Annotated in this window: 15 protein-coding genes; 1 reads left to right on the forward strand and 14 read right to left on the reverse strand. The window is 67.9% G+C overall.

What is annotated here, in order from left to right:
- Positions 1 to 13: 13 nt before the first annotated feature.
- Positions 14 to 862: a metallophosphoesterase gene (locus P0Y64_04170; protein WEK44036.1), complete on the forward strand. Its 849-nt coding sequence runs from the start codon at positions 14 to 16 to the stop codon at positions 860 to 862.
- A 113-nt stretch (positions 863 to 975) separates the two neighbouring features.
- On the opposite strand, the gene P0Y64_04175 is transcribed toward P0Y64_04170, so the two are convergent.
- The 14 genes from P0Y64_04175 to P0Y64_04240 all read right to left on the reverse strand — a co-directional run bounded on the left by P0Y64_04175 (position 976) and on the right by P0Y64_04240 (position 24660).
- Complete coding sequence (locus tag P0Y64_04175; protein ID WEK44959.1) at positions 976 to 1725, reverse strand: hypothetical protein; 750 nt, start codon at positions 1723 to 1725, stop codon at positions 976 to 978.
- Positions 1638 to 2045, reverse strand: coding sequence for a hypothetical protein (locus tag P0Y64_04180; protein WEK44037.1), 408 nt, complete (start codon positions 2043 to 2045; stop codon positions 1638 to 1640). The genes P0Y64_04175 and P0Y64_04180 overlap by 88 nt, the downstream gene beginning before the upstream one ends.
- A complete protein-coding gene (locus tag P0Y64_04185) occupies positions 2042 to 4990 on the reverse strand; it encodes a hypothetical protein (GenBank protein ID WEK44038.1) in 2949 nt (982 codons plus the stop codon). Before P0Y64_04185 ends, P0Y64_04180 begins: the two co-directional genes overlap by 4 nt.
- Positions 4990 to 6792, reverse strand: coding sequence for a hypothetical protein (locus P0Y64_04190; protein WEK44039.1), 1803 nt, complete (start codon positions 6790 to 6792; stop codon positions 4990 to 4992). The genes P0Y64_04185 and P0Y64_04190 overlap by 1 nt, the downstream gene beginning before the upstream one ends.
- A 2-nt stretch (positions 6793 to 6794) precedes the next feature.
- On the reverse strand, positions 6795 to 8762 hold the full coding sequence (locus P0Y64_04195; GenBank protein ID WEK44040.1) for a heme-binding protein: 1968 nt from the start codon (positions 8760 to 8762) through the stop codon (positions 6795 to 6797).
- Complete coding sequence (locus tag P0Y64_04200) at positions 8759 to 8944, reverse strand: hypothetical protein (protein WEK44041.1); 186 nt, start codon at positions 8942 to 8944, stop codon at positions 8759 to 8761. The genes P0Y64_04195 and P0Y64_04200 overlap by 4 nt, the downstream gene beginning before the upstream one ends.
- Positions 8945 to 9013: 69 nt before the next feature.
- The gene (locus P0Y64_04205; GenBank protein WEK44042.1) at positions 9014 to 9247 is read right to left on the reverse strand and encodes a hypothetical protein; all 234 of its coding nucleotides are present in this window, start codon (positions 9245 to 9247) and stop codon (positions 9014 to 9016) included.
- 241 nt (positions 9248 to 9488) lie between these two features.
- Positions 9489 to 10115 carry a multiheme c-type cytochrome gene (locus P0Y64_04210; protein WEK44043.1) on the reverse strand — a complete coding sequence of 209 codons (627 nt, stop codon included), beginning with the start codon at positions 10113 to 10115 and terminating at the stop codon, positions 9489 to 9491.
- Positions 10116 to 10288: 173 nt separating this feature from the next.
- A complete protein-coding gene (locus P0Y64_04215) occupies positions 10289 to 14236 on the reverse strand; it encodes a hypothetical protein (GenBank protein ID WEK44044.1) in 3948 nt (1315 codons plus the stop codon).
- A 636-nt stretch (positions 14237 to 14872) separates the two neighbouring features.
- Entirely contained in the window at positions 14873 to 16795 is a 1923-nt protein-coding gene (locus P0Y64_04220) for a hypothetical protein (protein ID WEK44045.1), read from the reverse strand.
- Entirely contained in the window at positions 16792 to 18570 is a 1779-nt protein-coding gene (locus tag P0Y64_04225) for a ShlB/FhaC/HecB family hemolysin secretion/activation protein (protein WEK44046.1), read from the reverse strand. The genes P0Y64_04220 and P0Y64_04225 overlap by 4 nt, the downstream gene beginning before the upstream one ends.
- A gap of 195 nt (positions 18571 to 18765) precedes the next feature.
- Positions 18766 to 19506, reverse strand: coding sequence for a hypothetical protein (locus P0Y64_04230; protein WEK44047.1), 741 nt, complete (start codon positions 19504 to 19506; stop codon positions 18766 to 18768).
- The gene (locus P0Y64_04235; protein WEK44048.1) at positions 19493 to 21493 is read right to left on the reverse strand and encodes an adenylate/guanylate cyclase domain-containing protein; all 2001 of its coding nucleotides are present in this window, start codon (positions 21491 to 21493) and stop codon (positions 19493 to 19495) included. Before P0Y64_04235 ends, P0Y64_04230 begins: the two co-directional genes overlap by 14 nt.
- A gap of 44 nt (positions 21494 to 21537) precedes the next feature.
- Positions 21538 to 24660 (reverse strand): CHAT domain-containing protein, encoded by a 3123-nt coding sequence (locus tag P0Y64_04240; protein ID WEK44960.1) that lies wholly within the window; start codon positions 24658 to 24660, stop codon positions 21538 to 21540.
- Positions 24661 to 24979 lie beyond the last annotated feature (319 nt).

Here is a 24979-nt window from a genome sequence, read left to right on the forward strand (position 1 = left end):
ACGCGAAGGAACCATGCTGGTCGCTCAAGTCACCGATATTCATCTGGGGTTCGATCGCGACGATCCCGATGAATTGAATCGCCAGCGGTTCGATCGCGTGCTGCGCGCGCTCAACACCGGGCCCAACCGCCCCGACCTGCTGTTATTGAGCGGCGATCTGACCGATCACGGCGACGCTGACAGCTATCGCCGGCTGACCGAGGCACTGGCCGGGTGCGACTTTCCCGTCTGGCCATGCGTCGGCAATCATGACGATCGCGCCGGTTTCGCCGCGCACTTCCCGCACATTCCGATCGTCGATGGCTTCGTTCAATATGTCGTCGCGCTCGACGGGCGACGGATCGTGGTGATCGATACGCTGGAGCCGGGGCGCCACGGCGGCGCCTTTTGCGAACGCCGCGCCGCATGGCTTGCGGCGCGGCTCGACGAGGATCGCGACACGCCGACGCTGATCGTGATGCACCATCCGCCGGTCGAGGTCGGCATCGACTGGATGAACACTCATCCGGAAGAGCCGTGGGTAGCGCGCTTCGCCGCCGCGATCGGCGGCCGGACGAACATCGCGGGCATCGTGTGCGGCCACATCCATCGCCCGATCGTCGCGCCGTGGATGGGCACGACCATCGCGGTCTGTTCATCGAGCGCCCCACAACTCGCCCTCGATCTGCGGCCGATGGACCCGGATGCGCCCGATGGCCGGCCGATGGTGCTGGCCGATACGCCGGGTTACGCGCTGCACCGCTGGAGCGATGCCGGGCTCGTCACGCATTTCGCGACCGTTGATGAGCCGGCCACGCTCGCCCGGTTCGACGAACGGATGGAAGGGCTGGTGCGGACGCTGATGAACGAGCGGCCCGCGTAACGGCGCAGGTATGCCGGGAATTGGGGAGATTGCCCCGTCAGACCGGCATTATGCCGGAATCCATGCCTCGTTGTTCAGCCGGCCCGATATAGCGCCGGCGTAACGGCTCGCGATCAGCGCGCGGCGGCAACTTTCAGCGGCGGCCGCCACGCCGTCATGTCCACCTCGTCGCTCACCTTATAGGGCGCGCCCTGGCGCGTCAGGAACAGCCGCTCCATCTCCGGCCGGGTGAACGGGCGCGATCCGATGCCGGCCGAAGACCGCGATCTGGCCGCCCGTCTCGTCGACCGCGCGATCGCGCTCGAGCCCCTTCGACAGCGCCACCGCCGGTGCGAACGCGTCCGCGCCCAGGCGATCAGCTCCGGCTTGGGCGCGGGCGAGAAGCCGTAAAAATTGGGCTGGCTCGCCGGGCTGGTGAGCTGGATCACCTTCATCCCGTGCCGCCCGTCCGCGACATAAGCGAACAGCGAGGCGTTGGTGCTGCCGACGATCACGTCCTCGACATCCGTCATCCGCCCGCCGAACGTCTCCTTGGCAGTAGATCGACCGGGCCTGCAGCGGATTGGTGATGTTGACGATCGCCAGCCCCTCTGCCCTTCGCCGCGACATAGGCATAGGTGCGCGCCAGATAGAGGCGCCGCGCGTCGGCGAACGCGCACCGTGGCGGACGGCACCGCGACCGGATCGCTCAGCCGCGTCACGTCGAACAGCTTCAGCCCCTCCGCGTCCGTCACCCACAGATAGCGGAACTGCATCGCGCTCGCCCGCGCGTCCTTCAGCGGGCGCACCGCCGCGAGCCGCGGGTGGAGCGGGTCGGCGAGATCGACCACCACCAGCCCGGCGTCGGCGGTGACGTAGGCGATCTGCCCGGCAAGCTGGACATGTGCCGCGCGCCGTTGAGCACGCCGTCCGGGTTCCACGTCACCGCGCGCTTCAGGAAGTTGTTGCGGAACTCGCCGTCGGCCAGCGTCTCGATATTGACGAGGATCAGCCCCTCCACGCTGTCGGTCACCGCCGCATAGCTGTAGACCGGCAGGAACGCCTGCTCCTGATTGAGCTTGCGCACGCTCCGCCGTGTTCCGCAGCGGGTTGATCGGCTGATTGGTCGGCAGCGCGACATGCAGGTCGCGTTCTTCGACGGCACGTTGGTATTCTGGCCGAGCTTCGAGAAGGGCCCGCTCACGATCGGTTCCGAGACGCCCTTGTTGGCGATCGACGCCACGTCATAGACGCGGAAGCCGCCCTTCCCTTCCGCGACATACATATATTCGCCGCGCAACTGCAGGCAGCCGACGCGATCGGACGGTGCCCTTCGCGACGTTGCGGAATTCCTCCAGCGGGTGCGTCTCGCCCGATCCCTTGCGATCGAAGGTCTTGCCGCGCACCCAGTCCTTCAGCTCGCGCCCGTTCCGCTCGACATGCATCCGCCAGTAATCGGGATAGGCATATTTCTGCAGATAGCTGCCGATCACCGCCTGCGGCTCGCTCCCATTCGGTGACCCGCACCGCCTCGAACCCGCCCATCCAGTCCCGGTCCACGCGTTCAGCCCGACGAAATTGGCGGTAGTTCGTCCCCAGCAGCAGCAACTGCGCCATGATCGCGTTATTGTCGTCCTTCGCCGACAAATGGCAGTCGGAACAGGTCTTGGTCTCCGTCTTGCGCACCGTGTGCGGGAAATGCGGCGCGAACGCCTGCGACGAGAAACCGATTCCGGAAACCGGCGGCTGCTGAATATAGATGCGTTCGCGGTTGATGTTGGTGGACGAGAGCACCAGCGCGGAGGTGGAACGGACCGGCGCCGTCTCATTGCCCTTGGTCGTCATATGCTTGCCGAGCTGGAACATGTCGTCGCGCGCGACCTGCGGGTTATAGGTCGCAAAGTTGCGGCTTTCCTCGCCGCCATAATGGTGGCTGGTCGTCTTCCAGTTCGCCTCAATCGGCAGGTGGCAGCCGCCGCAGCTCGTCGTCCAGCTCAGGTGGCAGGTGAAACACGCCACCTCATCGTCGCCATGCGCGCGATCCGATTTGGCGATGCCCAACCCGAAGGCGAAGCTGCCATCCTCCGCGCCCGATCGGCTCATCAGCTTGGCGCGCGCTGCCCTGGCGTTGAAATGCGGATTGGCCGGATCGACCGAATCCTTCACCAGGCTGACTTCCCATTCGAGCTTCGGATCGACGATTGAGCGTTGCACCAGCTTGCGCCGCCCGCTCGCGTCATAAAACCATTCGAAGCGGCGCTTGCCGTCCGGGTTGCGCAATAGTGACAGGTTGTTGCCGCTCGGTGGCGCGGCCGGGCCGGACGTCAGCAGCGTCGGATAGGCATCGGCGGTGCCGTGGCAATCCTTGCACCCGATCTCGATGGCGTTCGCCACCTCACCATAAATGAAGCCGTTGCCGTGGCTGTCCTGCGCGAAATGGCAATCCGCGCATTGCATGCCTTTCTCGGCATGAATGTCCATGAGGTGGACCGTCTTGCCGGGATTGATGCCGGGGGGCACGAACTTGCCCTCGTCCTTCTTGCGCCATTTTTCGGGGTCATCCGGCCAGACGATCTTGCCTTCGGCGTCGAGCAGATCGCCCTCGCGATCGCGCTTGAACACGCCTCGGAAATTCCATCCATGGCCGTGATAATCGGCGAATTGCGTATCCTTCGCCTTGGCGTTCAGATCATAGACGTTGCGGAGGAAATCCACGTCGGACCATTTGCCGCGCGGGCCGGCGCCCTCGGGATTTCGCTCCAGCGCATCATGCGTTTCGGCGGCGGTGGGGTATTTCTGTTTCTCGGGCCACATCAGCGGCGCGTCAGCCTCATAATCCCACATCGTGTAGCCGAGGTAGCTGTTCAGGAAGATATTCGGCTGATGCATGTGGCACGTCATGCACTGCGCGGTGGGGATCGCGCGGGTGAAGGCGTGGCGGATCGGATGACCGCTTTCCTTGATCACCGCCGCGATCGGATCGACGCTATCGCCGCCGGGCCCCTTGAGCGCGCCGTGGCCGCCGGTGCTCGACTGCATCTTCGCCGCGATCGTCGGGTCGACCGTCGCACTCTGACCGTCGCGGCCATATTGCGCGTAAATCAGGCTGTGGCGCGGCTCGCGATCATTGGCATAGACGACATGACACCCCGAACAGCCAGAATGGCGATAATCGCCCGGCTGATCATTGGTGCCCATGAACCACATGTACGGATCGTTGAGCCGGGTCTTGTGCAGGTTGAGCACCGGGATAGCGACGCGCAGCCCCGTGCCCGGCCCACGGCTCGATTGCTTCAGATCGGGGCGCCCCGGCTCCTCCAGCCGCTGGATCGAGCCGGTGGGATTGGGCAGGCCGATCTCCGGGAATTGCGTGGCGATATTGCGGCCGCCGCGCTCGAACACGCGGAACACGTCGCCCGGCGGCGTCACCTGCCAGGTCGGCAACGGATACAGTTCGGCGAGCGCACCGCGCGCCTTTTGCGCCGTCGTCAGCTTGCCGGGCGGATCGCCTGCGGACACGATCTTCGCGGCTTGCCCCTCGCGCGTATAGGCCTCGCCGAAGATGTAATTTTTATAGGGGACGATGCCGTTATTGTATGCTGCGCCGCCCCACAGCATCGCGCCGGTCGCCATTAGCGAGCGTTCCGCCGCCTCGATCACCTGCATGTGGCACGCGCCGCATGAATCGCGCGCGACGCGATAATCGCTCGGATTGACGAAGCGCACGAACTCAGGCGCCTCGCGGTTGAGCAGCGCATAGGTCCGCGCCGGATTGGCGGAGGAGGGATAGTGCCAGCTCTGCGGGAAGCGCGGCAGGACGTGCGCCTTCTCCCGCGCAGCGACATAATCCGGGTCGGTGAACCCGCGCGACGGATCACCGCGCACCGAGGCGTTGCCGCCGTGACAATCGACGCACCCCAGCATCACCGCCGGGGTGGCGTGCATCGATGGCTCGTCGGTTTTGGTGTGGCAGCTGTAACACCCGTCCGATTTCCCCGCGACTTGCGCAGCGGTCTGGCTCATCGGGGCGGGCGGTGACGGGATGTACACGCGCATCACCGGCTTCTCGCCATCCGAGGCTTGCAGCATCGCCACCGGCACCGCGAGCGCGGAGAGTACGAGCAGGAGGAAGGCGAGCAGTTTGCGCATCAATAGGACAGGATCAAATTGGCGAGCACCGAATAGTAATTCCGGTGTCTATCGCTGTTGGTGAAAAGGTCGCGGAAGCCTTCGCCGGGCAGCAGCACGGCGCCAGACAGGCGGAACACGATGTTCTGCGTCGCCTTGGGTCGGAAGATCGCGGCGGTCGAGAGATCCCAGCCGATCGTGTTTGCGATATTGCCCTGATTGCGCAGCGCCTCCAGCGTGGCGGTATTCTCAAACCACAGATGGTTGGCATTGGCGGAAACGCGCAAGCGCGGCGTCAGATCGAAATCCGCGCCCGCGCCGGCCAGCATCGTGCCGGGGTTGTTGAAATTGGACTGGCCCTGCTCTTTCGACGAGCGCAGCGAATTGAGGATGCCGTTACGCCCGTTAATCCCGATCGCTCGGCCGCCACCGGCGAAGGGGATGCTCTGCCTAATCCAGTAGCTGGTGTCCGCACCGGCGAAGACCGGGTTTTCGAAGATCGCGTCGAACCCGGTTTCGCGATTGTCATAGGGATTGCCGTCGCCGGTGGCGTAGAGGGTGGATAGGCGGAAGCGTATCCAATTCTTGTCGTAACTTGCCTCGGCGGCGGCGAAGCCCGCGCGGATTTGCGCTGGTTTCGAGGTGAAGAAGCTGTTCCGATCCTCGCCCAGCGCGCCATAGAATGACGCGGTGAGGTTGATCCGTCCGATCCGGCCGTCGAGGTTGTAGCCGAGATACACCACGTCATAATCCCGCCCGCGCAGATCGCCGAGCAGCGCCGGGCGCACCGGAAAGCCGTTTTGATCCACCTCGATCCGGTTCTTCTCGCGGTTCATGTTGTAAACCGCAGTGATCTGGCTGGTCAGGCCGGGGATCAGGAAATCCTGCCGATAGAGATTGGCGACGAACACCCAATCGCGGCGCGGCGCCTGCACCACCGAGTTGAGGCCGCTGTTGGTATCCTTCTCCAGCCGCCAGAAGGCCGCGAGATTGAACTGGAATCGGTTGCCGTCGCGATTGCCGAACAGCCGGATGCCGAGCTGCTGATCGTTGAACAGGAAGCCGCGAAAATCGGACTGGAACGGCTGAATGCCGATCCTGATCGAGCGGAAATCATAACGATCCGACGTGTTGGCGAGGTGATAGTCGACAAACGCTTCCTGCACCCCCAGGAAGTGATCGGTTCGATGCGAAGGCTTCGACGGCTCGACGAACAATATGCGGCGTTCCGGCACGTTCGCGTAATTGACGTTGAGCGCGAGCGTCAGGCGATATTCGATTTGCGGCGGCTTGAACGCGGTCGCGCCCTTGATCAGCGCGACACCGCCGATGAACGTCTGGCTCAGCGCATAGCTCGCGTCCTTGCCGAACACGTTGAGGCTGCCGGGGCGCTCGGTGGTCTGCACGCCGACCGGGATCGGGAAGGTGTGCGGCTCGATCACCGTATCGCTCACCGCATTGACGACGAAAAACCAGTCGTCGCCCGTGATCGGCAGCCACTTCACCTTGTCGCGGTTGATCGGCCGGTCGCCCTTCAGCGTGTTCTGGCCATAGGGATCGAACCAGCGTTCCTTGACCAGCCCGAGCGACTCGATCAGCCGCCAGCGATCCGGCACCGGCACCTGATCGGTGGGGAAAGCCTCCGGCGGCGGCGCGCGTACCGCGCCGGGATTATCCTGCGTCACCGCATCGGGCAGCGGCGCCTCATAACCGGGGCGACGGCGACCGGCGATCGACTGATCGTCCGCCGCGCGATCGGCCTGCGGCGCGGCATCGGCCGCCTGCGCCAGCGCGAGCAGGGGGAGAAGGGAGAGGACGCCCATCGCTACAGCCCCGCGCAGACGTTCTGCGTGGCAGTATCGAGGAACGGCGCGAACGGACAGTTCACATAGCGCAGCCGCACATTGGCGTCGCCCAGATCGACGACGATCTGGTCCGCACGGATCGCAACCGGCGCATTGGCGACACCGCCGACGCGCTTGCCGGCGTTGTTGAGGCCGAGGAAGCCGATCATGTCATCCTGATCGATCCCGTCGCCCGACACGCCGACCCCGCCGACCAGCACATTGCCGCGATAGACCGGCACCGATCCGGGGAAAATCTGGATCCCGTTCTGCACCCGGTTCTGCCCCGCGACGCTCGGCACGGCGGAGCAACGCTGCGGCGTATCGAGGGCGCTCGCGCCCGTGACGAAGGCGAGATGTGCGGCGAGATCGCCGACGATCAGCGCCGATTGCAGCCCGGTCGAAAAGGGACTGAACTGCGCGATCGGGCGCGAGAACGGGCCGTTGGGCCGCCCCACCTCGCCATCCGGGAAATAAGGGCGTGAGAGATTCCCGTTGGCGCGATCGGTAAAGGCATATTTGCCGGTCAGCGCGGACGGGTCTTTCAGGAAAGCGCGCGCGCGGGTGACGAAGGCGGCGACATCGGCGCTGGGACTGGCCGACAGATCACTCCCGGCGTGGCTGCCGGAGAAGAACGCCGCCGTCCGCGCCTTCTGCAAGCTAACGTCGGTGCCGAAGATCGGCGCATCGGGGGAGCGCACCACGCCCAGCGCCTGTCCACGCGTATCGACCACGCTGATCGACACCTGTGCGCGGCTGTCGAGCGGCCGGCGGATCTGCGCGCGCGCGCGGCTCATCACCGCGAATGCATCCTCGAGTATCGCGGTCACCTCGGCGGCCGAAAGCGGCTGCGCGACATCGCCCGCATCGGTGCCGGCACGGATCGGGAAGCGGTTGGCGCCCGATCCGTCGGTCAGCACGAAGGCATCGCGATTGGAAAATTCCGCGACACTCGCCGCGCGAATGCCCGACGTTTCCGTGCCATAGGCCGCGCCGGCGAGGATCACCGGCGTCGGATCGCCATAATAGCCGCGCACCGCCACCAGCGCCCCGGCGCTCCCGTTGATCGTAGCGAACGCGGGCGCGGTGGTGGTCATCACCCCCGCATAGGTCGCATCCGAATAGCGCAGCGTCGTGCCGTCCACCGGGATGCGATCTGCGCGGATCGCATCCGGCGCCTCGAACCCAACCGTGCCGGCCAGCGCGATATATTCTTCCGGATCGTTATCGACATCGCTGACATCGGGATCGAAGCCATAGACGCCATCGGCCATCACGCCGATCGCGCCCACCACCACGCCGTTCTTGTAAAGCGGAAAGCCGCCCGGATCGGCCGCGAGGCCGAGCGGCGAACGCTTCGGCCCGATCAGCGCGGCGGCGCCCGCCGGCAGAAACCGCGCGGCGAGGTCCGAACACGGCAATTGGCTGAACTGCACCCCGAACAGCGGCCCGCTTTCCAGCCCGACGGCGGCAGGCGACGGCGGGAAATGCGGCTGGACGATCTGGCTCGCGGTGCGCGTCGAAAAAGCGTTGCCGCCGCTCGACAGATAGGCGCCGGTGATTGCCTTGGCGATCGCGCCGGCCTCGGCGGGAACGGCCAGATTCTGCGCATCGATATTGTCGCCGTTGGGCGCGGGGCTGGTGATCGCGGTCGCGCGCGCGCCGGCCATGCGGAACACCGCGAGCACGTTGCCGACGCGATCGGTCACCGCGATCACCGCCGGCAGATTGCGCGCCTTCGCCTCCGCCACGGCGCGCGAAACCACCGTCTCGACATCGGCGACCGACAGGGATTCCTGCGCGGGAACGGCATAAAGCGTGCCGGGCGCGGGCGTGGCGCTTGGGGTTGGCGTGGGCGAACCGCTCCCGCCGCCTCCCCCGCCGCAGGAGGACAGGATCAGCGCCGCCAGCGCGACAAGCGTGGTCCGCCGATGCCCCCGTCCCCTCAACGCAGCGCGCCGATGCTGCGCGCGGCACTGCCCAGCGCGGCACGGAAATCGCCGGGGCGATAGGCGTTTGGCTCCTTCACCGCGCCGTAAGCGCGATTGACGTCCACGCGGATCCCCGCCGCCGCGCCCACGGTGATCCGGCCGGATTTCACCATGCTGTTGAGCAGGGTATCGACCGCCATCACCGCCTGCACCGATCCCTCGTAATCGGTGAAGCGCGGCGCGATCGCCCCGCTCGGCGACCTCCGCGATCACGGCGAACGCCATGTCGCCGCTGGTCCCCGCCGCGCCGAACAGGCATCCGCCAGCGCGCCCGCGCTCCCCGCCAGCCGCGCTCGCCGCCGCGAGCGCCGCCGGGCGATCCCGTGGCGATGCGCCGCGTGAAAGGCGCGGCTGTCGCCGTCGAACCGCCCCGCCAGCCCCGGCGCGATCACCCGCGCGGCGGCGGACAGCATGATCATGTTCTCGTCGTTGAACGGCGGCATTCCCGGCCGGGATCGGCCGCCCCGGATTGGCCTCCCAGGTCTTGCTGCGCTCCGCCTGAATCGTAGATGCGGCGGTGGCAGCTCTGGCAATCGAAGAAGTAGAATTCGGGGAACGACGCCTTCGCTGCCCTTCGCGCCCGGCGTAGAGCGTCAGCGCGCGCTCGCACCGCGCATCGCCTGCCCCACCGCCCACAGCTTCAGGCTGTCGGTCCGCCCCTTGCGCCGCGCGTAATCCGCATCCTCATCGTGATGCGCCTGCATCGTCGGAGAACAGGTCCAGCTCGAACGAGATGCGCGGATGCCCCGCCGCCATCAGGCGATGGGAAACGAACTGACCGTTGCGATCGCTGCCGAAATGGCAATCGAGGCAGACGGCGGCGCGCACCTGCGGCCGATCGAGCGCGGTCATCCCCGCCGCGACGTTCGCGGCATGGCTCGCGCCGACGGCATAATGCGAAGAGATCCAGCCGCTCGCCGCGCCGTGGCACCCCTCGCACCCGACGCCATCCTGCGTCAGGAAACGCGGCCCCCGCGCGGTGGCCGGCGTGGAATGACACCCCAGACAGGAAGGCGCGGCGGTCGGATCACCCAGTCCCAGGGTCGCGGCGATCTGGCGCGAGCGCGCTCCGCTGAGCACGGCGAAGGCACGGCTGTGCGCCCCGCCCGGCGTGGACGGCTCCTGCCAGCGTTTGAGTTCATCCTGGCGGACGACCTTGCCGTCCGCCTCCATCCGGCCGTGGCAGGTCGATCCGGCGCAGGAGGCGACGCCCTCAAACGTCCGCCCGGCCGCTGGCGCCGCATCCGCGGCATCCGGCCCGCCCGGCGAGCCCCACAGCAAAGCGAACAGCAGCATCACGGCGAAGGCCACGCCAAGCACGGACCTGCCGATGATCGCGTCGCCCCCACATCGCATGAGTTACACCCCCGCCCCGGTCGATCGGAATGCCCTCATCCCCAGAGCATCCCGGCCCACCTCTCCTGTACGGCTTCAGCCGATCGTTTCAATCCCGTTTCGTTCGTATTTACGGCATGATAGCCGGCTCATGGCGTGGCATTTCCGCTGCACGCGCTCTCCCCGGCGCCACCGCAAGGCTGCGTCCACAGATCCTCATTGCCCGCCCCGGTGACAGGTTCGTCGATCAACGGCGGGAAGCCTTGTTCCATGACATCCCACAATTCGATCAGCGACAGGCTGAGCGGGCGTGGCAAGGCGGCGGCGGGATTCAACTCCCCTTCCAATATCCCGTGGCTGGCGAGTGCCGAATCGAGATTGGCGCAGGCGCCAGCGGTGCCGATCAGGCAGCCGTTTACCGTCGATCCGATGAAGAAACCCCCGGCCCGGCCATCCAGCACGCCGTTGATCGAAGTCTGCGGGCCGGTGTCGCGCCCGATCACGAAGCCGCCGGGTCCGGTCAACCGACCGTTGATGGCGATCTGCGTCTGCCCGGTGGTGGTGATCGCGAAGCTGTTGGCGGTGAAGCCGCGGCGATCCGCGAACTCCGTCCCGCTGCCGGTGTTCTGAATGAACAGCCCATCGGCGGCGGCAGCGTTGATCGCGCCGGCGCGGATGATGCCCGCGTCACTCACGCTGCCGTCATTCTGCGCCAACCGCCGCTCGCGCGCATCAAGGGTCGGCGCGGCAGCGACATCGGCGATCGCGGCGCTGCTTGCAGCGATAATGGTGCGGCCGCGCAAGTTCAGCACACCACCCAGCACGCCGGCGGGATCGCGGAGATCGATCGAGCCGGCGCCAGCGACCACCGCGAGCGTATCACCCGCCGACAGCGTCAGCCCGCCCTGCCCGGTACGCCCGGTCATCGCCAAGGCACCTTCCACCGATAGGCGGCCCGGCGTGGAGATCGAGAGCACCCCGGTGCCGGGCAGCACGTTGGTGCCGATCGTCAGGTCGCGGACGATGACACCGGCATTGCTCCCCACGATCGAGATATTGCCCGCGGCGACCCGCGCAATTTCGGCCGCGGACAGGCTATAGCCGCCGGCCATGTCGCCGCCGCCGATATAGGCTGGTGCTCCCGTGTTGACCGAGGTGAACGTCACCCCTGTCGTCGTGCCTGGCACACCGATGCTCGCCGTTGCAGCGATCACCACATCGCTCGACCCGATCGCGATCGTCCGGCCGCTGATCGTGCCGGAAAGGCTCGCAACGCCGCCCGCATTGAGCGTGATCCCGCCCGAGGTCGAAGTCACATCGCCGAAGCGCGCGTTGCCGGTCGTCGTTGCCGCCACTGCGCCTGTTGCGACCAGCGCGGTCGCGTCGAGCGAGCCGGCGTTGAGCGTCAGGGAGCCGGTTCCAGCATTCGCCAGCGCGATCGCCAGCGCGCCGGGCCCGGACAGGCTGATGCCTTGGCCGTAAGCGGTGATCGGATTGGCCGCAGCCAGATTGCTTACCGACAGGCTGCCCGCGCCCGCATCGAGCAAGGCCTGGCCACCACTGGTCAGGCCTGCGACGCTGATCCCCTGCGCGGTCAGCGTCACGTTCCCGCCCGCATTGATCATGCTGCCGGTCGCGAAATCGATCCGACCACCGGCGCTGGAGATCGTCACGCCGTTAGTCGCGCGCAGCGAACCGGGTGAGGACATGCTGATGTCGCCGGGCGCCGTGAGGCTGATCGTATCCGCCACCAGACTGTCCGCGCCCGCCGGACGGCCGTTATGGCTGATATCGATCCGGGTGCCGGAACGGCCGGTCAGCGCGCCCACGGCGTTCAGGCCGCCGCCCCCCGAAAAAGCGAAGCCAAGCGGGCCATCCGTATCGAAAGCCGCATCGCCGCCGATCTGCACCGGATTGGCGGTCGCCGAAACGAAGATGCCGGAAAAACCCGTCACCGGTGCACCGAGGCTCGTCAGCGTGAGCGCGCCGTTGATCCGCAGCCCGCCGTTCGCGGCCGACGAAGTGTCCGCGAACACCACGCGCCCCGCCGCATCACCGTTCGCACGCATCGCAAGCGATTCAAGCTGACGCAGCGCACCCGAAGCGAGCACGCCGCTATCGCTGTTGGCGAAGCTCGCGGTGCCACCGCTGCCGGCGCCGATCGCGCCTGCCGCCGATGCGCCGCCGGGACCAGCGCCGCCGGCGCCCGCCGTGCCGCCAAGCCCGTCGGCGACGATATCGAGGCCGCCGAGCGCGTAATCGCCATTGGCGGCGTCAAATGAAGCGGTTCCACCCGTGCCGTTGCCGCCCGCGCCGCCGATACCACCACTCAGCCCCGCGTTGCCGCCCGCGCTACCGTCGGCACCCGCGCCACCCTGGCCGGTTGCCGTGATCAGGTAATTCGCGCCGGAGCCACCGCCGATCAAATGGCCGTCCGCAATCCGCAGCGTTGCCGATCCGGCCGTCGCATTACCACCGGCGCCGCCAGCGCCGCCACTCGGCCCGGCGGTGCCTGCCGCGCCGGCGCCACCGATCGCATCCGCGCTGACGATCAGCGCCCCGCCCGGAGCCGCGCTGCCGCCACCGGTAACCGCGAACAGCGCGGTGCCACCGATCGCATTGCCCCCCGCCGCGCCGGGAAGACCCGTCACGCCCTGCAAGCCGCCGATGCCGCCAGCGCCGCCGCGCGCTTCGGCCAGCACCGCGATATTGCCCGCGGCGAGCGAGGCCGATGCGCCCGCCACGCCAAGCGTCGCCGATCCGGCCTGCGCGTCGCCGCCCCGGCCGCCAGCGCCGTAATAGCCGGAGCCGCCCATCCCGCCGTCACCTGATGCCGTCACGCGCAGAGCGTCGCTCACCGATGTCGCGCCGAAGGTGATGTTGAGCGCCGCCGTGCCGCCCGCACCGATGCCGCCTGCACCGCCGGTTCCGCCGCTCGCACCGATGCTCCCGACGCCATCGGCGCTGACCGTCAGGCTGCCATAGCTCGGATCGACATCGATCAGCACGTTCGCCGTGCCGCCCGCACCGCGCCCGCCCTGGCCGCCTGCGCCAATGCCGTATGCGTAGATCGGCTGGTCATTGCTGTCATAGCCGATGATCTGGCCGGTGCTTCCGGCCTGTCCGCCCTGCCCGCTGGCGTTCACCGCGATCGAGCCGATCACATGGCCTTCGTTACGATAGGCGAGGGTCGCCGTGCCGCCGATCCCGTTTCCAGCCGCCCCACCCGCGCCGTCGGTGCCGTTCTCGCCACCCGAGCCGCCGCTGCCGCCGGCCGATACAAGCAGTGACGGCGCGGTCAGCGTCCCCCCAGCGAGCGTGGCATCCACCCCGCCGCCGGTGCCGCTGCCGCCATTGCCCGCGCGATAGGTGCCGGACGCGTCAGCATAGGTGCCCGCACCGTTACCGCCGACACCCGCCGCCCCGATGACGATGCCATTGTCGACCGAGACCAGCCCGTTTCCGCCGGCGGTCAACAGCAGCCGCGCCGAGCCGCCGATGCCCGCGCCGCCGTCGGACCCGTCATTCTGATAGGTCGAGTAACCGTCGCCGCCGGTGCCGCTCGCATCGATCGACAATGCTGCCGAGCTGCAGCGAGCCGCCGCGCGATTCGAGTATCGCCGCAGTGCCGCCGCGCCCGAGCGCCCGCCAGCGCCGCCACCGGCGTCTGACGGCGCCGATCCGCATCGCTGCCCGATCTGCCCGCCCGTGCCGCCTGCGCGCCGAGCGTCAAGCGCGCCGAGCGTCGCCGTGCCGCCGGTGATCAGGAAATTGCCCGTTCCGCCGCGCCCATCGCCGGCCTGAAACGGCGTGCTGCTGCACCGCCGGCGCAGAGCGTGAGCAATTGGCCGCCGACGGCCCCGCCGAGTGCCCGATACGTCCAGCGTCACCTGGGTCGGCGGTGAAGCTTGCCCGCCTGCGAGGTTCAGGTTGGCGGATGCCGCCCGTGCCGGTGCCGCCGCCGCCATTGCCGGGATAAGCCATTCGCAGTCGATCGTCCCCGCAGCGGACATGCGCCGCGCACGCCGAGGTTGAGCGTGCCGAAGCGTCAGCGTGGCATCCGTTGCGCTGACGCCGGCGCGGCTCTCCACCGTCACGCTGCCGCCCTGCCCGTCGCCGCTACGCGTCCGCCGGTGCCGCCGAAGCTGCCGCGCCGCCGCCGTTGCCGTTCGCCGAGAGCGTCAACAGGCTGCCGAGCGCCGAGAAATCCGCGTCGCTCGCATAGAGCTGCACCGCGCCGCCGATCACCGTCCGACCCGGACCGGCCCGGTCCCGCCCTCGCCCTATCGCGGTGAAACTGCGTACAACCGAAGGCCAAGCGCAATCGCTCAGCGTCAGACTGCCGCGCGCGCCGCCCGACGCGCTCGAGAAGCGTAGAGCGTGACGCTGCCGCCGGTCGCGACGCCTGCGGCAATCCGCTGCCGAAACCCATCGCTTCGGCCGGCCCGTATGCGGAAGCGTCGGCGCTGCAGGCCCGGGTGAGGTGAACGTCCCGCCCGCCGCGCCGATGCTGATCGCGCCGCCGAACAGATCCGGCGTTCCCCCCGCCGGTCCGCCGGGGTAGCCGCTGTTGTAAGCTCGTGCGGTCGCGCCGAGCGACAGGTCGCCGTCGACCGTGAAACTGCCGCCATCATGCGCCAGCACCCCGATCGACCCGGCGCGCAACGCGCCGCCCGATGCGCCGGGGCCATAGATTTGCGCATCCGCGTGAAGCGATACGCTGCCATGGACCGTCAGGCTGCCGGGGCCGCCGATATCGATGGTGATGCCGCTCGCGCCGGGCGAGGCCGCGCCATAATTGCCACCGTCGCTCGCGAAGCCGCCACCGTGCTCACATCCGCGTTCAGGCCACTCCACTGATGCGCGCCACCGGCGATGGCGATGCCGATATTGCCGCCCGTGGCGCTGCCCGCAGTGCCCGTGCTGGCGTTTCCGCCGGTTGCCCCGGCCACGGCGTAAAGCGAGCCAAGATCGAGCCCGCCCACGCCGTTCGCGTCCGCCGTGCCGGCAAGCGCGATGCTGCCGCCGATAGCGCTCCCGCCATTCACGGCGGCCGGATATTGCCCCGCCACGCTCGCGGATGCATCGAGGTTGGTGAAGCCGAAACGCAGCACCCCGCCCTCTGCCCCCAGCGGCCCGGCGGCGGTAAGCGCGGACAAGGTAATCGCGCCGCCCGTCGCATTGCCCGAACTGTCGGTGCCATAGCCACCATTGGCGGTCGCAGCGGCATAGAGCGATGTAGCACTGATCTCGCCGCCATTGGCGATGACGGAGATCGTGCCGCCCGTCGCATTCGCCCCCGTCAGCGGCGTGTTCATCACCCCGGCGTCACCATCTCCGCTCGCGTTGAGCGTCAGCCCCCCCGCGATGGTGATCCTGCCGTCATTGTTGGCGGAGCCAGTGCCGCCAACGCTCGTCACGTCGATCCGGCCGCCGTTCGCGCCGAAGCCGGCGTTCAGCGTCATGTCGCCGCTTGCGTTGATCGAGCCGAATTGATCGGCGCGCAGCGTGATGCCGCGCTCCGCCGACAAGGTGACATTATCGGTGAAATTCACGCCCGGCGAAAAGGCAGAGGCTATCGCGATATTGCCCGTCGCCGCGCCCGTCAGCGTTGATTGCCAATTGCCCCAACCGATCGTGAAGCCGCTGTCGGTCGTTGCGGTTGCGTTGCGCGTGGCGGCGATCGCTCCACCGGCGACGTCATAGCCCGCGGACAGCACCACCCCTTTATCATCCGGTATCGCGACGCCGGCCGGCACATAACCGACGTTGCCGGACAGGAGCATGGTCAGCGCATTGTTCTTCGGCACCGCGACCATATAGATGCGCCGCGCCTCGCCACCGCCCGAGGCGAGGCCGCCGTTCGTATCGCCAATATGCACGACGCCATTGGCATCGGTGGTGCCGGCGGTGATCGTGATGTCGAACAGGCCGCCGTTGATCTTTATGTCGGCCGCTTCCGCCGCGACATAGGCGGCAGACCCGCCGACGTTGACCGTTCCGCCCTGCACCACGCGCGGTGCGACCAGCGCGACATAGGTGCCCGGCGTCAGCGCGTTGATCGTCGCGCCCGCCTGCACCTCTACGGCGGAGGTGCTACCGGGCTGGCCACGGAAGCGGATCTCGCCATTGCTGCCGAGCAGACCGCCGGTGAAATCGATATCGTTGGTGGTGAGGACAAGCGAGCCGACGTTGAACACGCTGGTAGGGCCGGCGATGATCCCACCGGGCGAATAGAACCACACCGATCCGTTGGACTGGCTCTGCACCGTACCGTTGAGCGCGATCACGCGGGAAACGGGCAGGCCCCCGGCGTGGGTCGGCAAAATACGATTGAGGACGGTATAATCCGACAGCACCGACGAGGTGGCGGTGTTGAACACCATCGTGTGCCCCGCCGGCAGGAAATCGATGGTTCCGGTGCCGCTGACATCGTTCGGCTGCCAGTTGATCACCGTATGCTGGGTTTGCACCTGGATGGTATCGGTGTTCGATCCCGAATTGATGGTTGCGGTCCCCAATACGACCGTGCCCGTGCCCTGCGCGCCGGTCTGCGCCTGCGCGGGGGTGGCGGCACAGGCCACCGCGAGCGCCAGCGCACTGGCGTGGCCACCGAGCAGCTTCCGAACGGAGCGCGTGTGAAAGCCGTCGGTCATTGGTGCCTCCACGGCAGGATCTGGGTGCTGATCGAGAAGAGCAATCGGGTTGCGCCGCGCTCCGTTTGGAAGCCGGCAGTGCGCAACGGGGTCGCCAGCGTCAGATCGAGCCGGGCGCGGCCGGCCCATGTCGCGCGCACACCGCCGCCCGCCGACGCGAGCTTCTGCGGATCGAGCCCGACGAAAGTGGCGCTCTGGTGCCATACCCATGCCGTGTCGAGGAAGACGAACGGCTGGAACGCGAACGAACCGGCGCCGCGCGGCATGATCCGGCCGTAACGCAGCTCCGTCGACAGGCCGACGCCGCTATCACCGGACAATGTTCCCGGATCGTAACCCCGGCCGACGGTGTAATTACCCGCGCTGATCTGCTCATAGGAGAGCAGCACATCAGGGCTGTATTGCGCGCGCGGCGCGATCGCGATGGTGAAATCCGGCGTCGGGCGATATTCCGCCTGCGCGCTGGCACGAATGACGAAGGCCGAGGCGTCACCATCCTGCCGGCTCATCGGAATGAGCGAACGGCCGCCGCTCGCCCCCAGCCCGCTCAAGCCCTGCCGCACTTCCAGCGCACCACCGAGGTGCCAGCGCGGCTCATAAGCGGAATAGCCGCTGGTGCTGACGATACTGGCCGGATCGACCAGATCGCCCTCCAGCCGCGCGAACAATACGCGCAGTCGATCGCGCGACAGCGGGACGCGGGACGCGCCGGAACCGAAGCGCAGATCCTGATCGATCACGTCGAGCCCGCCCGTCGCAAACAAGGTGCGCACCTGCCGCCGCGCCAGCGGGAAGCTCAGCGCGCCGGTGGCGATCATCGTGTCGGATGAAAGCTGCCCGCCGACCACATCGGGCTTGCTCCACGCATAAGTGAAATCGCCGGACAGGCGCAGCCCGTTGCTGCCCAGCGCCATGCTGTGCCCCGCCTGAACCACAGTCTGTTCGCGCGGCTGGGCGGTGCTGAACACGCTCAACACGGTGCTGTCGCCCATGCCGGTTATGTCATTGATGCGCACCCGCGCGAGCCCGCCCACGGGGCCGACCGCATGGCTACCCATATTCTGCACGTTGATGTCGGCCTCGACCCGCCGCCGCACCACCGTCACCTCGCCCACCACTTCGCCGGGCGCGGTGCCGGCGGGGCGCAGCGCGAGCCGCACGTCATAGCCCGGCAGATCGCGCGCGAGCAGCAGGTGCCGCTCGGCCTCATGGACGTTGAATACCGGCTGGTCCTTCAGCGCCTCCATATGCGCGGCGATCAGCTTTTCGCTGTTGCCCGCATCGCCGCGCACTTCGATCGCGACCAGCTTCGCCATGAAAACATCGAGGCGAACCGTGCCGCCCTTGTCGATCCGCTGCGGCGGAACCTGCACGGCGGCGAGATAACCCATGTCGCGCAGCGCGGTGGCGATGCGATCGCGCACTTCGCACAGGCTGGCGATCGGCACGTCATGCCCGGCGAGATCGCTCCAGCTATCGCGCAGCGTCGCCGCGTCGACCACGCGCAGCCCCTCCAGCCGCACATCGGCGAAGTTCACCGAGACATTGGCATAGCGCGGATCGGCAAGCGGGCACGGCGCACGCTCGACATTGCCGACCACCGTCAGCCGGCCGCCCGGTGCCACGGGCTCACCGGCGATCGCGCGCGGCGACAGTTCCTCGCGCGTGGGGGGACGCGCATTGACCTGCGCCATCGCCGGCACCGGAGCCAACACCGTCAGGGTCAGCGCGACGCGCCACAGCGCCGCCCGCTCAAAACCCGTCTTAACCGTCATTCGACGTCCCCCGAACCGTCGGGCAGGCTTCCCTGAAGCCCCCCATTCCCCAATTCATGCGAGCGCCGGCCTTTTGGCCTCGACGCGTCGCCTTCCGACGGCCCGGACAGGGATGGCGCAGAGGACGAGCCCCGCGCGATCCACCTGTCCGGAGCTATCAGCGCTCACGATCCACGGCAAGCAACGCCGCCACGATCACTCCCGCCCGCGCGAGGCGGTTTCGACCAACACATCAAGCTGCGCGTTGCACTGGTGCGCGATCAGACTGGACGCGACATCGTCCGTCGCCGCCCCCTTGCCGTCGACCAGCGCAAAGCGGATCTCCGTGGTGCGCGTGCCGTCGTTCAGACGATAGGTCGCCCCATCGCGCACCGGCAATCGCGCGGGCCAGACCGCGATCGGCTCGCTCGCCGCGAACGTAACCACGGATTGCGCGCCATCGCCGTCGATCCGCACGGTCGCGGGCTTCGCGGCATCGGCACGCCAAAGCCGGAGGTTCGCGGGATCGGCGACGCATTGCGGGCCGGCGCTGGCGATATCGACCAGCCACAAATTGGGGCGACGCGGCGGCGTGGCGGACGCATCCGCGATCGTGCCGCGCACGGCCCCGGTCCGCGCGCGGCGCACCGGTTTGGTATCCAGCAATGCCGCGAGCGCCAGCCCCCCCGTGGGCGCGGCGCTGGCGCCGGTCACACTGAAATTGCCTGGGCCACGCAGGGTGCGGGTGCCCTTGGGATCGAGCAGCGTCACCACATCCCCCGCCTGAAGCGCGACCGATGCATTTCCGGCGAGCTTGCGCCCGATCGGATACACTTTGGCGGACGGGCCGGATGCGCGAACGACGATCGTATCCGCCGAGGCCGTGCCGGCGACGACAATGCCCGCGCCAAGCCCCACAACGGCCAGTGCCGCCAGCGCGCTCTTATCCCAGGTCATATGCATCTCCCTTCATATGTTCGTATCGGTGAAGCAGGTTGGCGAGTGGCTCGTCGCCCGGATGGCGCAGCGTCATCGCCCTCAATTGGGCAAGCGCGTCGGCGCGGCCTGCGGCTTCGCCCTCGTTGAGCGTAGCAACGATCTCCACAAGCGCGGCGCGCTCCTCCGCCGGGAAATCCGGCGCGGGCGCGAACACGTCGACCGGGGTCTGGCGTCCGCGCAACCGGACGCGCCCCATCGGGCGCCACCAGTCCAGCCCCGAAAGGATCATCGCCTCACGGCTGACCAGAATGTTGCTCGACAGCGGCTTGTTGGCGGATTCGAGGCGCGCGGCGGTGTTCATGCTGTCGCCCAGCGCGGTATATTGGATGCGCCCCTCGCCGCCGAAATTGCCGACGATCGCATCGCCGTGGTGCAGCCCGACGCGGGTGCGCCCGATCGGCGGCACGCCCGGCGGCAGATCGCGGCGAAACACCTCGCCCGCGTGCCACATCGCATAAGCCGCGAGCGCGGCGTTGCGCCCGTCATCGTCACGCGCGATCGGCGCGCCCCAGAACGCCACCACTGCATCGCCGACGAATTTGTCGATCGTCCCGCCATGCGCGAGCACCACATCGCTCAGCATGTCGAGATAACGGTTGAGCAATTGCGCGACCATTTCCGGCGCGATCGCGTGGCTCAGCTTGGTGAAGCCCTCAAGATCCGTGAACAAGGTGAAGATCGCGCGCTTCTCGCCATGGAGCGCCAGCTTCTCGGGCTCCTCCAGAATCTGCGCCGCGATATCGCGCGGCAGATATTTGCCGAGCGCGGACTGGGCGAAGCGCCGCTGTTGCGATGTCACCGCACGCGCCGCCACACCGATGGCGGTGAAGGCGAACACCCAGCCAATCGCCCATCCGGCGGCGGGCAGGCCCTTGGTGTCCCAACCGTTCGCCTGCAATGCCAGCGGCACGCCCGCGATCGCCCCCGCCTGCAGCGCAAACACCGGCACCAGCCACAACGAACGCTGCGCAGCAAGGCTGGTGAACGCGGCGGCGAACACAACGAGCGCCGCCCCTGCCCACCGCGTCCATCCCGGAACGGTGGGCAACGCCGCGCTGTCCAGCACCTGCGCGAGCATCGTGCCGTGCACCTCCAGCCCGATCATCGTCGATCGCGCGCTCCGCCCGGAAAGCGGCGTCTCGAACTGATCGATATCGACGATGTCGCCGCCGATCAGCACATGCCGCCCACGCACCATCGGCGCAAGCGGAGCGGCCATCGCCGGATCGGCGAGCAGATCGATCTGCAGGCTCGGGATCACGGGCTCTTCCGCTCCGTCGGTCTGCGGCCGCGGCAAGCGATAGCGGATCGCGCCGCGATAATCGTGAAACGCGGCCGCCGGCTGCATCGCCAGCGTCAGCAACGGCGGCTGTCCCGGCACGGGATGCGGCCAGCTGCGCGCGACATTGTCCGAATCGTTCTCCAGCCGGATGCTCGCCGGGCGCACCCGGTCCGTCCGCGCCTGCCGGATGAAATCATCGAGAAAGCGCTGCTGCTCGAAGATGATCTGTTCGCGATTGTCGCCGAGGTTGGCATAGCCGAGCCACACCGGCGTGCGCATGGTGTGGAGGGCGGCAAGCAGCTCGCCATCCTCATCCTGTGGCTGATCGAACAGGATATCGATCCCGATCGAGCGCGCGCCCATCGCATCCAAGTTGCGCAACGCCCGCGCGAGCAGCCCGCGATCGAGCGGTGAACGCTTGCGGGTCGCGATCAGCGTCTGATCGTCATACGTCACCATCAGCAGGCGCTGATCCTGCGGCACGCGTGGCGCGAAGGTGGCGGCGCGCCAGTCGTAAAGGCCGCGCTCGGCATCGGCGGTGGGGATTTCGCGCTGCGCCACCCCGCTGCCGATCGGCTTACTCCAATCCCATCCCGCGATGAACGTCGCAAGCGCGAGCATCAGCGCCGTGGCCACAAGCCGCCAGCGGCCCGCGTCGCGCACGACGCGTATCCCCCGGCGGAACAGGCCACGCTTCAACATCGCGATCAGTGTCCGGCGATCAGCGGACGACCGCCGTCACCAACGATCGCGAACCCCGCCCAATAGAAGGGGTGCGAGGTATCCGCATCGTCCATCAGGCGCACCTGCGCCTCACGCAGCGCCTCCGCGATCGGGCGCTCCGATCCGGCGGCGAACAATCCCGCCATCAGCCGCTCGGTTGCGTGATAGGTCTCTGGCGCCGGCCAGTGGCTGGCGATCACCGATCGGCTGCCCGCACCGATGAACGCGCGCACCAGCCCGTCGAAAGTGCCGCCGCCGCCCGAAAGCCCGGTGGCGCGGGTCGCCTCGGCACCCGCCTCGGCCGCGGTATCGCACGCGGAGAGGATGACGAGATCGGCATTGAGCCGCATGTCGAAAATCTCGCCGAACTGAAGCATCCCGTCCGAGGTCGGGCTATTGGCAAAGCTGGTGAGCAGCGCCGGGCGCGCAGGGCAACCCGCGCGCGGCGGCGTGACCAGCCCGTGGGTGGCGAAGTGCAGGATGCGGAACTGGTTGAGGTCGGTGCGCGCCAGCACCGCATCATCGGTGAAGTCCGCGCCGGTCATCAGCGCGGTGCCGGTGCCGCCGATCGCCTGCGCCGCCTCTTGCAACTCGGTGCCAGGGATCGGGCTGTTCCACTGCGCCGCCGGCCAGCCGCAGTCCATGCCCGCTTCGCCCGACAGTGCGCCGCGCGTGAACGCCGCCTTCACGACGCGCCCAACCGGCGCGTTGTCGCCAAAGCCGATATAGCTGTGCGGCGCGGTGGACGCCGCCGCCGCGCGCGCATCGCGGAACGCGCGCGCCGACAGCGCGGTGCTCACCGCATGATTGCGCCCCAGCCAGCCGACGCCCCGGAAATCGAACTCATCGCCCCCGGGCTGCGCGATGCGCCGCTCATAGGCATCGACCCCCGACTGATCGGCCACCAGCAAGGTGACCGGCAATTGCAGCATCGCCCCATCCGGCTCGAAGATCAGATGCCGCACGCCCGCCAGCCGGGCGTCGATCGGCGCGAACAGATCAAGGTAGAGAGCGCGCGCGGTCGGCACGTCGAGCGCGTACGTGGTCTGAACATTGTTGACCTCGGTCGAGATCGTATCGCGCAGCATCGCCACCTTCCGCGCGACGTCTGCGGCCTTCGCGTCGAGCTGGTAGCCGGTCGCTCCCTGCGCATCGATCCAGATGCCGTAATAAGCGTCACCAAGCTGGGCGAGCTTGAAATAGCCCTCGCCCGGCTTGAGCGTCGCCTGCATCTCCGCCAGCGAGACGATCCGGGGGCTGATCGCGCGAAACTGCGGATAGGGCTCCAGCGCGGCGAGCGTCTCCGCCTGCGATGCGGCCAGCGCGTCGATCGCGGCCTGCTGATCGGCGATCTGCGAACGCAGCGACGGATTTTCCCCCGCCGCCTGCATAAGCTGCGCCAGCACTATCCGTTGCCGCTCGATATCGCGCGACAGTGACACCGATTGGCGGAACAGACGCGCGCCTTCGCCATCGCCGGCGGACAATTCGCGAGTGAGCAACTCCAGCGTGTCCGCCGCGCCCGGCCGCACCAGCATCTGAGACGCCGTGAACAGATCGCCCGCCAGCGCGGGGCGCCGCGGAATCTCGCGGGCGAGCACGGTGAAATAGGGTTGCAGCTGGTTCGCCATGCCCGTCAGCGAACCATGATTGGCGGCGGTCGATGCGAAGATCGCGCCATAAGTGCTCAGCGCATCCTCGGTCCGACCGCGCCGCACCAGAAAGGCGCCGAGACGCGCGCGCGCGCCGTTCAACGCGGCGGTTTCGGGATATTGCGTCGCGATCAACGCGAGGGCCTGCCGAAGCAGCGATTCCGCCTGACCGAAATTCCCCTCCGCCTCCCAGCCGAGCGCGATTTCGCCGAGCAATTGCGCGCGCAATCGCGTGATCGAGGTCACGCGCCCGTCCCGGATCGCGATCGCATCGGCGAGCGCCGCCGTCAGCACCGCGCGCGCGGCGGCTGGCTGCCCCGTCAGGCGCAGGATCGTGCCGCGCAATTGCTGCGCCTGTGCGTCGATGATCGCGGCGCGCTCGCGGGGGGTGAGCCGCGTATCCTGACGCACGCCAAGCGCCTTCATCTCCGGCACGCCGCTGTTCAGCTCGGCCACGACTTCGGGCGACAACGCCACGCCCGCGTCACTTATCTCCGCCAGCCCCGCGCCAGTCGCCAGCGGCTGATCGAGGATCGCCAGCGCGCCACGGAAATCCTGCTCGTTGATGTGGTGCATCGCCTCGAAATTGCGGCGCAGGCGGAGTTGCACGGGATCGCTCGTCACGATCCGGCGCGCGCGCGCAAATGCTGCGTCGGCCTGATCCCATTGCCCAAGATTGGAAAGCTGCAGGGCGTGGTTGACGAGATACTCGTGCGCGCGGTTCGCACGTTCGGTCGCGGTGAGGCCGGCGGCATCGGGCGACCGGGCGAGACGATCGGTCAGGCTGTCGAAAAACTCCGCCGCCTCGGCATAATTGCCTGACGCATTGCTGCGATAGCCTTCGGCCAACGCGGCCTGCGGATCGAGCGTCGCCGCCTGCAATCGCGCGAAGGTCCCACTGTTGCCCGCGCCCGTCGTCACGACGTCGACCTTCCCCGGCACCGCCCGCCCCGCGATCACGGTGCGCAGCGCGAGATCGAGCGCGCTCGCATAAGCGGCATAGCCCTGCGCGACATAGAGCTTTCCATCACGCTCCACGCGCATGATGCGATAGGCGCCCGCAGCGGCGTTGCAATTCCGCACCAGCACCGCGCCGACGCCGGCAAGTGTCGCGCCGCCTTCCGCGCTGCAATCGACCGTTTCCTTGCGCGATGCCGTCAGCCGCGCGAGCACCGCCGCGCCATCGCTCTGCGCACCATGCCGAAACGCATAGACCTGCCCGACGGGACGCGCCGCATCGCGGCACACGACCGTCCAGGAACGATCGAACATGGTTCGGGCCGCCGGATCGGCCGTGGCGCTTTGCGCCTGACAGAGAACGCCGGCGCCACTACCGATGGGGAAGCTGTCCTCCAGCAGCGGTCTCCCGCCGCCAGACTGGCCGTTGGCGACACCGGCGGCGGCCATCACGCCAACCGCGACAAGTGCGCCGCCCATTCTCCCCAGAGCGCCCATCTTCAAGTCCCCCATCCCCCACAACCTGTCCGCTCTCGCGGCCGCCGGGCGCTGCCGAGCCGATCCCGTACGGCCATCAACGAAAACGAATGGTTAAAAATAATATGATACTGAACCGCGCCGGATTTACTCGACGCTGCGCCGCCTGAACGCGGGAGCCCACCGGGCATCCTGCGCCCGCGACCCGTTGTTTTCTTTGGATCGTACCGCAAAGTTTTCGAGGATGCGATAGGCCCGGATTTGCACATCCCTCCAGAGCGGCTTCCCGAATAATACAAGCAGGATTGACTGTAAGTTGCCGCCACTCCAGACATGGTGA

Source organism: Candidatus Sphingomonas colombiensis, assembly GCA_029202845.1.
Lineage (GTDB): Bacteria > Pseudomonadota > Alphaproteobacteria > Sphingomonadales > Sphingomonadaceae > Sphingomonas > Sphingomonas colombiensis.

Bases quoted from the DNA above. Each gene is read 5' to 3' on its own strand.
- P0Y64_04230 (WEK44047.1), bottom strand. From the start codon at position 19,506: ATGACCTGGGATAAGAGCGCGCTGGCGGCACTGGCCGTTGTGGGGCTT.
- P0Y64_04205 (WEK44042.1), bottom strand. From the start codon at position 9,247: ATGCCGCCGTTCAACGACGAGAACATGATCATGCTGTCCGCCGCCGCG.
- P0Y64_04200 (WEK44041.1), bottom strand. From the start codon at position 8,944: ATGGCGGTCGATACCCTGCTCAACAGCATGGTGAAATCCGGCCGGATC.
- P0Y64_04185 (WEK44038.1), bottom strand. From the start codon at position 4,990: ATGCGCAAACTGCTCGCCTTCCTCCTGCTCGTACTCTCCGCGCTCGCG.
- P0Y64_04190 (WEK44039.1), bottom strand. From the start codon at position 6,792: ATGGGCGTCCTCTCCCTTCTCCCCCTGCTCGCGCTGGCGCAGGCGGCC.
- P0Y64_04220 (WEK44045.1), bottom strand. From the start codon at position 16,795: ATGACCGACGGCTTTCACACGCGCTCCGTTCGGAAGCTGCTCGGTGGC.
- P0Y64_04240 (WEK44960.1), bottom strand. From the start codon at position 24,660: ATGGGCGCTCTGGGGAGAATGGGCGGCGCACTTGTCGCGGTTGGCGTG.
- P0Y64_04225 (WEK44046.1), bottom strand. From the start codon at position 18,570: ATGACGGTTAAGACGGGTTTTGAGCGGGCGGCGCTGTGGCGCGTCGCG.
- P0Y64_04170 (WEK44036.1), top strand. From the start codon at position 14: ATGCTGGTCGCTCAAGTCACCGATATTCATCTGGGGTTCGATCGCGAC.